General features: G+C 37.5%; 9 protein-coding genes and 1 riboswitch. All 9 genes read right to left on the bottom strand.

Annotation, left to right across the window (positions count from 1 at the left end):
• Positions 1-272: 272 nt before the first annotated feature.
• A complete protein-coding gene (locus tag J5G60_RS13330; RefSeq protein ID WP_150358380.1) occupies positions 273-1,319 on the bottom strand; it encodes a hypothetical protein in 1,047 nt (348 codons plus the stop codon).
• A 14-nt stretch (positions 1,320-1,333) separates the two neighbouring features.
• Entirely contained in the window at positions 1,334-2,341 is a 1,008-nt protein-coding gene (locus J5G60_RS13325) for a phosphodiester glycosidase family protein (protein ID WP_150358379.1), read from the bottom strand.
• 188 nt (positions 2,342-2,529) lie between these two features.
• On the bottom strand, positions 2,530-3,771 hold the full coding sequence (purD, locus tag J5G60_RS13320; RefSeq protein ID WP_150358378.1) for a phosphoribosylamine--glycine ligase: 1,242 nt from the start codon (positions 3,769-3,771) through the stop codon (positions 2,530-2,532).
• Positions 3,772-3,797: 26 nt separating this feature from the next.
• A complete protein-coding gene (purH, locus tag J5G60_RS13315; RefSeq protein ID WP_150358377.1) occupies positions 3,798-5,297 on the bottom strand; it encodes a bifunctional phosphoribosylaminoimidazolecarboxamide formyltransferase/IMP cyclohydrolase in 1,500 nt (499 codons plus the stop codon).
• 20 nt (positions 5,298-5,317) lie between these two features.
• Entirely contained in the window at positions 5,318-5,932 is a 615-nt protein-coding gene (gene purN / locus J5G60_RS13310; RefSeq protein WP_150358376.1) for a phosphoribosylglycinamide formyltransferase, read from the bottom strand.
• Positions 5,920-6,915 (bottom strand): phosphoribosylformylglycinamidine cyclo-ligase, encoded by a 996-nt coding sequence (gene purM, locus J5G60_RS13305; RefSeq protein ID WP_150358375.1) that lies wholly within the window; start codon positions 6,913-6,915, stop codon positions 5,920-5,922. Before purM ends, purN begins: the two co-directional genes overlap by 13 nt.
• Before the next feature lie 14 nt (positions 6,916-6,929).
• Positions 6,930-8,375: an amidophosphoribosyltransferase gene (gene purF, locus J5G60_RS13300; protein WP_150358374.1), complete on the bottom strand. Its 1,446-nt coding sequence runs from the start codon at positions 8,373-8,375 to the stop codon at positions 6,930-6,932.
• A 40-nt stretch (positions 8,376-8,415) separates the two neighbouring features.
• Positions 8,416-9,123 (bottom strand): phosphoribosylaminoimidazolesuccinocarboxamide synthase, encoded by a 708-nt coding sequence (purC, locus tag J5G60_RS13295; RefSeq protein ID WP_150358373.1) that lies wholly within the window; start codon positions 9,121-9,123, stop codon positions 8,416-8,418.
• A 1-nt stretch (position 9,124) separates the two neighbouring features.
• On the bottom strand, positions 9,125-9,604 hold the full coding sequence (gene purE / locus J5G60_RS13290; protein WP_150358372.1) for a 5-(carboxyamino)imidazole ribonucleotide mutase: 480 nt from the start codon (positions 9,602-9,604) through the stop codon (positions 9,125-9,127).
• Between the two features lie 142 nt (positions 9,605-9,746).
• A riboswitch (purine riboswitch) is annotated at positions 9,747-9,847 on the bottom strand.
• Positions 9,848-9,897 lie beyond the last annotated feature (50 nt).

Below are 9,897 nucleotides of genomic sequence, written 5' to 3'. Positions count from 1 at the left end.
CCCCACCCCCCCCCCCCCCCCCCCCCCCCCCGACTTTTTTTTTTCAAGCAGAAGACTGCATACGATATCTAGTACGGTCTCGTTGGCTCGGATATGTGTATAAGAGACATAATATACACTATTAATTTTCTGTATGTTAAACTGGAAATTGACATAAATAAATAAAGTTCAAAGCAAGAATATAAAATTATGAAGATTTTTAACTTTAGTAAAAATCTGCTAAATTTTATAATTGAACTTTGAACTTTGATTTTAAACAATATATCAACATGTTAAAATAAACTGTTAACTATTTTATTTCCATCTTGACTTACTATGCCATATTCATATAAAGATATCAATTTTCCGTCATATTTAGTCACCTTTCCCGTAGTCAGTTCCTTTACTTCGCCAGCTTCCGGATTATCCACATATATTTTTCTGTCTCTGGTGATATATATGTTGTTTTTATTCACATATGAGGGCAGAGTATATACTTTTCTCTTGTCAACATCCAGATTACTTATGAATATTTTATTGACCTTATTATTTTCACCATTTCCTATGTATATATTATTGTTTTCATCTGTATTTAGAAGATAATGCATGGCATTTTCCCCTGTTGCTATCACCCTTCCCCTTCCCGTTCTGATTCTATTATAGGTTCTGTCTTCATATATGATCTCGTCGCCATTTTCATCATTTACAGCTGCTATATTTCCAAGACGGCATCTTCCAAAATTAACTAAATTCATCCTTATCATGACATCTATCCTGTATATTCTCCCATTTGTCTCTTCATTTCCAAGACTCATCACATATACCACATTACTTGGTCCTGAAAATGCTACTCGTTTAACCTCATAGGAGTCGTCCGGCAGCAGTATGGAAAGATCCTGATTCTTATCCAAATTTTTCAGAGGGTATATTTCATCACGTTTTGCATCATATGATTCAAACTTTAAATTACTTGAATTTCCTCCTGTACTTGTTTTCTCCGCTATAAACATATTATCAGTATCCAGATTCCAGGTATAATAGGACAACTCATTTTCAAGATTTACTTCTTTTTCATCATTTTTAATGGTATCAACCACATGCAGTGACTGACCGTCATAATAGGATATGTAATTCCCACTGCTTGCCACTTTGATCTGCTCTGCATATTCCGGTATTTTCACTTTTATTTTATGCTCTGCCTGTTTTGAAGAAATATCAACCTTTTTTATGCTGAAATTTGCATCCCCGTTGAAATAAAACAAGTTAAGACACAAAAGCCCTATTAATTCTATAACTACAGGTATCAGAGTCCAAATAATTATTCTCTTAAAGTTTTTCATCCATCCACTCTCCTCTAGGGTTTTACATATATGGCTGTAGCCACAGTCCTCTCCCCGTTCCAGTCACTTGGATTGTTTATGACCTCACCGTTTAAGTACATAGTAGTAGAAGATCCTCCATCCAGATTGCTTGCATTCACAACCCCCTGCTTGAGGAGTATATTCTGTACATCTTTCAAAGAAGCTCCCATTTTAAGTCCTTTCCTACCGTCTATGGCCAGCATGACTATGGTTCCATCTGCTTTTTGTCCTATAGCTGTCCTGGGGTTTAGTCCTTCATTTTCCACAGCTACAGTCTTACCATTTATTATGAGAGAATTTCTAAAAGAAATAGCCTCTACCACACCCTGGGAAAGTAATTCATTTAAGGTATGATCTCCCACTATGAGCCTTCCGCTTGGAGTAAAAGCCGTCACATTTATTTCTCCATCAGGATTTACATCACTGTATATGAGCTTTCCCCCGGATATTATAATTCCCTCCGGATAAGCCCCTGTTCCTACCCAGAGCTTTCCGCTGCTTGTTTTATCGGAAAATCCCCCTCCATTTATAGCAGCCACTGCTCCATTTCTTTTGGCTATCTCACTGGTCCTCTCTCCTACTTCCCTGAGTTTACTGGTATACCCTATTCGTATCCTTTTAGGATCGTCTATTTCCAGAATATAGCCGTTGAATTTTGAAGTATCTATGTCATACCTCTTTATACTCTTATCACCCACATGAGCTATATTTACTCCATTTAGATTTTCAGCTTCTGCACTGGTAGTCTGACCATTTTTCCCTTCCTGAAGTATTTGGTTTATCTTGTCTTTTGACAAAAATAAAGTAGCTATGTATTGATGGCTAAAAGTTGCCATAGCTGTTGCCACTATTTGATTTCTTACATTTTTAAAGGGACCGTAAAATACAAGCAATGGAGTAGTAACCACAACCACTACAAGCTCATAGATTACAAATATCAAAAACATTTTAAAAGAAGATCTCTTCTTCTTTTTCCTCTTTCTCCTTTTCGCATTACTCATATTAAAATAACCTCCATAAGATAAGAACTATTTTATATTTTACTATTAACTTAAAATTATTTCCACTTAAAAAGTATTATGTAACAATAAATTAAAAGCTGACCCTTTTTACAATGCACAATGTACAATTCACAATTAATGAGGGGTTTTCGGATAAAGCCAAAAACCCCTTAGATTTGATATTTGAATTACTTTCCTATATCTTTTCTGAAATACATGCCATTAAAGCTCACCCTTTTAAGGTTTTCATAGGCACATTCAATGGCTTCCTCCAGATTGCCGCCAATTCCATAGGTTACAAGAACCCTCCCGCCGCTTGTTTTAAAAATTCCATTTTCTTTCTTGACACCTGCTGCAAAAATTTTGTTTTCCTTCTTCAAACCTTCTATTTCAAATCCGGTTTCATATTTTGCAGGATATCCTTTAGAAGCTGCCACTACACAGCAGCATGCACCTTTTCTCCACTCCAGCTTGAAACTCAAAAGTCTTTTTGAAAGGGCAGCTTGAATCAGATCCACAAAATCACTTTTCATAAGGGGCAGCACTGCCTGAGTTTCCGGATCACCCATCCTCACATTGTATTCCAAAAGATAGACACCTTTTTTGGTTATCATTATTCCAAAGAAAATTATTCCGGTATAATCCAAGTTCTCCTGCTGTATTCCCCTTAAAGTGGGTTCCATTATATTTTTTGCAAAATCTTCAAGCACTTTCTCACTGCAATAGGGGTTTGGTGCTACAGCTCCCATGCCGCCGGTATTCGGTCCTACACCGCCGTCATAAATTTGCTTATGATCCTTTGAAGATATAAAAGGAACAATGGTATTTCCATCTGTTATAGTCAATATTGAAGCCTCTACTCCCTGCAGAAATTCTTCAATAACCACTTTTTTTCCTGCCCCTTTGAACACATTCCTTATCATTAAATCTTCCAATGCAGATTTTGCTTCTCTGTAATTCTGACATATGAATACCCCTTTTCCGGCTGCCAGCCCATCTGCTTTTACAACCACAGGATAACTGCATATTCCAATATATCCCAAAGCTTTATCTATCTGATCAAAAACTGCATACTCTGCAGTTTTAATGCCATATTTTTTCATGAAATTCTTGGAATAAATTTTACTTCCCTCCAGCATTGCCGCTTTCGAAGAGGGTCCAAATATACTTAGACCCCTGTCTTTAAATTTATCCACAATCCCCTCTGTAAGCGGAACCTCAGGACCAACTACAGTAAGATCTATTTTTTCTTCCAATGCGAAATCCATAAGGCCATCCATATCCGTTATATTCACGTTACTGCACTTGTCTTCTATTTCTATTCCGCCGTTACCCGGGGCGCAAAATACTTTCTCCACTTTTGGACTCTGAGCTATCTTCCAGCAGATAGCATGTTCCCTTCCACCTGATCCTATAACAAGCACTTTCACTGCCTGGTTACCCCCTTCTATTAAAATTAATGTTTAAAATGCCTTACTCCCGTAAACACCATGGATATTCCATTTTTATTGCATTCTTCTATGGAATCATTGTCTCTTATAGAACCGCCGGGTTGAATTATGGCCTTTATCCCATATTTAGCAGCTTCCTTCACCACATCATTAAATGGGAAGAATGCATCGGATGCAAGTACAACACCATCTTTTGCCCTGTCAAGAGCCTGACAGGCAGGCCATATTCTATTTACCTGTCCTCCTCCAATTCCCTTTGCCATAAAATCCTTAGCCACCACAATTGCATTGGATTTTACATATTTGCAAACCTTCATTCCAAATATCAAATTGTCCATTTCCTCTTTTGAAGGTTTCTTTTCAGTTACAACCCTAACTTTATCTACAAGCTTTGTATCCGCAGATTGAACAAGTATTCCCCCGTCCAATTTTGCTATCTCGTATTCATTTGTAGGTTTGGCTTCGCACTTTATTATCCTGAGATTCTTTTTCTTCTCCAGTATATCAACTGCTTCTCCATCAAAATCAGGTGCTATGACTATCTCTACAAAAATTTTTACTATCTCTCCAGCAGTTTTTGCATCTACTTTTCCATTAAAAGCTATAATTCCTCCAAATATAGAAGTGGGATCACATTCATAAGCCCTTAAATAAGCATCATGAAGATCTCTCCCAATTGCCACACCACAGGGAGTATTATGCTTCACTGCCACGCAGCATATTTCATCAAATTCATTTACTGCTCTCCAGGCCATATCCATATCCCTCATATTGTTATAGGAAAGCTTTTTCCCGTTTAGCTGCTCAAAATCCTTCATAGGAGCTTTTCCCACAGTTTCTGTATAATAAGCCGCGCTCTGATGTGGATTTTCTCCATATCTTAAATCTTCAGATTTCTTATAAGACAGGCTTAGGTATTCAGGATATTCTTCTTCCAGCAGGAAATTGCTTATAGCTCCGTCATAGGCAGACATAAGGTTAAACACCTTTCCTGCAAGCTTTCTTCTAAATTCATATTTCACATCCCCGGAGGATTTTATTTCTTCAATTACTGGAGAATAATCTTCCACATCTGTAACCACTACCACATCTTTGAAATTTTTAGCTGCTGCCCTTATCATGGTCGGCCCGCCTATATCTATAAACTCTATTTTTTCATCAAAACTTATATCGTCACATACCTTGTCAAAAAAAGGGTACAAATTTACAACAACCATGTCTATTGGAAGTATGTTCTTGTTTTTTATGGTATCCATGTGTGCTTCGTTATCCCTTTTAGCAAGTATACCTGCATGTATTGCAGGATGAAGTGTTTTTACCCTTCCGTCCAGTATTTCATCAAATCCTGTTACTTCCGATACTTCTGTAACTTTTATATTGTTCTCTGCAAGGTACTTATATGTCCCTCCAGTAGATATTATCTCCACTTCCCTGCTGGTCAAAAATCGTGCCAATTCCAATAGACCATTTTTGTTGTAGACACTTATAAGTGCACGTTTTATCATAACTTACGCCTCCATTTATTTTATTTGCAAATTTGAACTCTTCCCTGTTTCACTGATATTTTATTTTGGGAAATAAGCCTGATAACTTTAGGAAGAGCTATGTGCTCCTCTTTTAATATTCTCTTTTGAAGCTCATAAGCAGTATCCTCAAAATACACCGGCACTGATTTTTGAAAAATTATAGGACCGCTGTCAGTGCCTGTATCCACAAAATGTACAGTGCATCCAGATACCTTGACACCTTTCTTAATTGCAGCCTCATGTACCTTTATTCCATACATCCCGTCCCCGCAAAAGGAAGGTATGAGAGAAGGGTGTATATTTATAATCCTGTTTTCAAATTCTGAAATCAGCTTTCCCTTAAGTATTGAAAGCCACCCTGCACATACTATCAGATCTGCCTTGTTATAGAGCAGTTTCAATATTTCATCCGATATTTTATCACCATAAACTTTTCTATCGAACACTTTGTACTTAATTCCATGTTTTTTAGCTCTTTCAAGAGCATATATACCAGCTCGATCCGTTATTAAAATCTCGATCCTGCAATTTTCAAGATATCCACTTTCCACTCCATCTATTATTGACTGAAAATCCGTTCCGCCGCCGGAAGCCAAAACCGCTATTTTAAACATACTTTCTTTTCCCCTCTTTTTACAGTTCCTATTATGTATGCACTTTCACCTATTTTCTCAAGCTCAGATATTATATTTTCAGAGTCCCCGGGGTCTACACAGAGTACAAAACCTATACCCATATTGTAGGTGTTGTACATATGCTGCTCATCCACTCCCAAGTCCATTATATATTTGAATATATCCGGTACATCATAGCTGTTTTTATGAATGACCGCAGTAAAGTCCTCCTTGAACATCCTGGGTACATTTTCAAAGAAACCCCCTCCCGTTATATGAGCCATGGCTTTCACATCAAATTTTCCCAGTAATTTCAATACAGGCTTTACGTATATTTTGGTGGGAGTTAGAAGTACCTTTCCCAGAGTACTGTCACCAAAACTGTCCTCAAAATTTCTTATAAGACTTCTCACAAGGGAATAACCGTTGCTGTGGACTCCGCTGGAAGCTATGCCTATAAGTGTATCTCCTTCTTTCACTTTGCTTCCATCTATTATATCATCTTTCTCCACAATTCCCACAGCAAAACCCGCCATGTCATAATCGCCTTTGGCATAAAATCCAGGCATTTCAGCTGTTTCACCGCCAATCAACGCACATCCCGCCTGAATGCACCCCTCTGATACACCCTTGACCAAATCTGAAGCAACTTCCGCCTGTAAATTGGAACAGGCCAAATAATCCAGAAAGAAAAGAGGCCTTGCTCCATGGCACAAAATATCATTTACACACATGGCAACACAATCTATTCCAACTGTATCATATATACCCATCTGAAAAGCTATCTTCAATTTTGTCCCAACTCCATCGGTTCCAGAAACAAGTACAGGATTCTTATATTTTCCCAATTCAAACATACCTGCAAAACTCCCGAGCCCATTCAATACACCGGGAATAAAAGTACTGGCTGAATACTCCTTCATAAGCTTTACAGATTTATACCCTTCTTCAATGTTAACACCAGCATCCTTATAGGTCGTCATGATAAAACCATCCTTTACTCTAAATAATTTTTATCTTTTTCTATAGGTGCAGATATGGGATAGATTCCACTGAAGCATCCCACACAGTATCCTCTTTCAGCGCTGCAGTCTAAAGATTTTAAAATTCCATCTATACTGATATATCCTAGGCTGTCTGCTCCTATTTCCTCTCTGATCTCCTCCATGTTTGCATTGGCACCTATGAGATCTTTTCTATAGGGGGTATCAATACCAAAATAGCATGGGTATTTTACAACAGGAGAACTAACCCGAAAGTGAACCTCTTTAGCTCCAGCCCTTCTCAATATCTCCACAAGCTTCCTACTGGTAGTTCCCCTTACTATGGAATCGTCCACTATTACGACTCTCCTACCCTCCACATTTACTTTAAGCGGGTTTAGTTTTACAGCTACAGCTTTGGATCTAAGTTCTTTTGAAGGTGATATGAATGTCCTTCCCACATATTTATTTTTTATAAAGCCTATTGCATATGGAATACCTGATGCCTCCGAATATCCAAGAGCAGCTGGTATTCCTGAATCTGGCACACCTATTACCACATCTGCCTCTACCGGATTTTCTTTATAAAGTATTTTCCCAGCTTTAATTCTAGAAGTATAGACATTTATTCCATCTATCGTACTGTCTGGTCTTGCAAAATATATATATTCAAAAGAACAGGTTTCACATTTTGTTCTTTCAGCAAAATTTATGGATTTGATTCCATCTTTGTCTATTATGACAATTTCTCCTGGAGCTACATCCCTTACAAAATCCGCGCCTATAGAATCAAGTGCACAACTTTCAGAACACAGTATGTAGTCACCATTTAACTCTCCTATGCAGAGGGGCCTTATCCCATTTGGATCTCTCACACCTATGAGTTTATCTTCCGTCAAAATAACAATGGCGTAAGAGCCCTTTACGGCCTGAACTACATCCACTACGGCTTTGCCTATATCCTTCTTTGCTTCCCGTGCAATGAGACTCAATATAACCTCCGAATCCACAGAAGTCTGAAAAATATACCCTGCATCTTCAAGAAGTGCCCTTATGACATCTGCATTGACTAAATTGCCATTATGTGCTATGGCAATAGATCCCAGTTTATATTTTACTATAAGGGGCTGGGCATTATTTAAAGTGCTGGATCCGGCAGTAGAATACCTCACGTGACCTATAGCACTTTGTCCTTTCAAACTTTCCAGCAATTTTTTGTCAAATACATCCGAAACAAGTCCCATTCCCTTATGGTATTTGAATTCTTTTCCATCCGAAACTACAATTCCTGCACTTTCCTGTCCCCTATGCTGCAGGGCATACAGTCCATAATAAGTGAGAGATGCCACATCCAGATCGTTTTTAGAAAATATACCAAATACGCCGCATTCATCTTTAAATTTATCTTCTTCCAGCTCAATACAGGAACAGGTATTAAATTTATCATTCAAAGTGCACATAAAATTCTCTCCTTTTATACCCATAAAATAAGGATTTAACTTAATTATTGCTTATTCTCTTCAATATTTCCTCATAGGCTTCCTTTACATTTCCCAAATCTCTCCTGAATCTGTCTTTATCCAGTTTTTCATTCGTCTTTGCATCCCACAGCCTGCAGGTATCCGGCGATATTTCATCGGCTAAAAGTATTTTTCCATTAAATTTTCCAAATTCAATTTTGAAGTCTATCAGTTTTATTCCCTGCTTTAAGAAGAATGTCTTCAAAACATCATTTATCTTTGCTGTCATATCATATATGGTTTTTAGTTCATCAAAAGTAGCAGCTCCAATTCCAACTGCATGATAATCATTTATAAGAGGATCCCCAAGCTCATCGTTTTTATAGCTCAATTCATAGACTGTAGTTTTAAGGGGAGTTCCTTCTTTAAGCCCCAGTCTTTTTGCCATGCTTCCTGCCGCCACATTTCTCACTATTACCTCCAGTGGTATTATTTTTACTTTTTTGCAAAGCTGTTCCCTGTCGCTCAATTTTTCCTCAAAATGAGTCTTCACTCCATGTTTTTCAAGAAGTTCAAACAGCATTGAAGTGATTGTATTGTTCATCACACCTTTATCTGAAATCTGTCCTTTTTTCTGTCCGTTAAAAGCCGTAGCATCATCTTTATAATAAATTATAACCTTGTCCTTATCATCAGTTTCATACACCTTTTTTGCTTTTCCCTCGTAGATCATATTTCCCTTTTCCATTTTATAATTCCACTCCTTTTCCATTTTCATTTATAAATTTTTCTTTCATATTTTTTCTATATTCGAGTAATTTATTCTTAATTTCAGAATATTTAAGTGCCAATATTTCCACTGCAAGCATACCCGCATTATAGCTGTTGTTTATACCAACTGTAGCTACGGGTATTGATTTTGGCATCTGTACTATTGAAAATAAAGAGTCAAGCCCTTCAACCGCTGCATTGAGCGGAACTCCTATAACCGGCAGAGTGGTGTTTGCTGCAATAACTCCTGGAAGGTGTGCTGCAAGGCCTGCACCCGAAATTATACATTCACAGCCTTCATTTTCCAGTTTTTTTACAGTTTCCAGAAGTTTTTCCGGAACTCTGTGAGCCGATAGAATATAGGCCTCATATTGTATATCGAATTCTTTCAAAGCTTTGGCGGCACCCTTCATCTTGTCAATATCAGAACTGCTGCCAAATATAATAGCTACTTTCATAAAATATATCCTCCTTTTACAATTCACAGTTCACAATTCCTGAACTCTGATACTTAAAAAAGCTCCTGAAAATCTACATCGTAAATTTCCAAGAACCCCAAAATCGGCAAACCAATTTAAAATTCAGCACAAAAAACACGCAGCTTTAAATCACTTCAACCATAGACGGGAAATTTACGGTTTCCTGTAGAAACTCCTAAACCAGATTATTAGGATTATATGGATGCTCCATTCGTACTTGTTTCTGATATAATTATATTAACATGTCTCTTATACAAATCTCAGATCACACG

Source organism: Clostridium sp. HV4-5-A1G, assembly GCF_900184915.1.
Lineage (GTDB): Bacteria > Bacillota > Clostridia > Clostridiales > Clostridiaceae > Clostridium_B > Clostridium_B aromativorans.
Note: the sequence above shows the minus strand (reverse complement) of the source record. Positions and strands in the feature narration are given on the sequence as shown.

Coding starts and splice junctions, on each gene's coding strand:
- J5G60_RS13330 (WP_150358380.1), bottom strand. CDS start 1,319: ATGAAAAACTTTAAGAGAATAATTATTTGGACTCTGATACCTGTAGTT.
- J5G60_RS13325 (WP_150358379.1), bottom strand. CDS start 2,341: ATGAGTAATGCGAAAAGGAGAAAGAGGAAAAAGAAGAAGAGATCTTCT.
- purH (WP_150358377.1), bottom strand. CDS start 5,297: ATGATAAAACGTGCACTTATAAGTGTCTACAACAAAAATGGTCTATTG.
- purN (WP_150358376.1), bottom strand. CDS start 5,932: ATGTTTAAAATAGCGGTTTTGGCTTCCGGCGGCGGAACGGATTTTCAG.
- purM (WP_150358375.1), bottom strand. CDS start 6,915: ATGACGACCTATAAGGATGCTGGTGTTAACATTGAAGAAGGGTATAAA.
- purF (WP_150358374.1), bottom strand. CDS start 8,375: ATGTGCACTTTGAATGATAAATTTAATACCTGTTCCTGTATTGAGCTG.
- purC (WP_150358373.1), bottom strand. CDS start 9,123: ATGGAAAAGGGAAATATGATCTACGAGGGAAAAGCAAAAAAGGTGTAT.
- purE (WP_150358372.1), bottom strand. CDS start 9,604: ATGAAAGTAGCTATTATATTTGGCAGCAGTTCTGATATTGACAAGATG.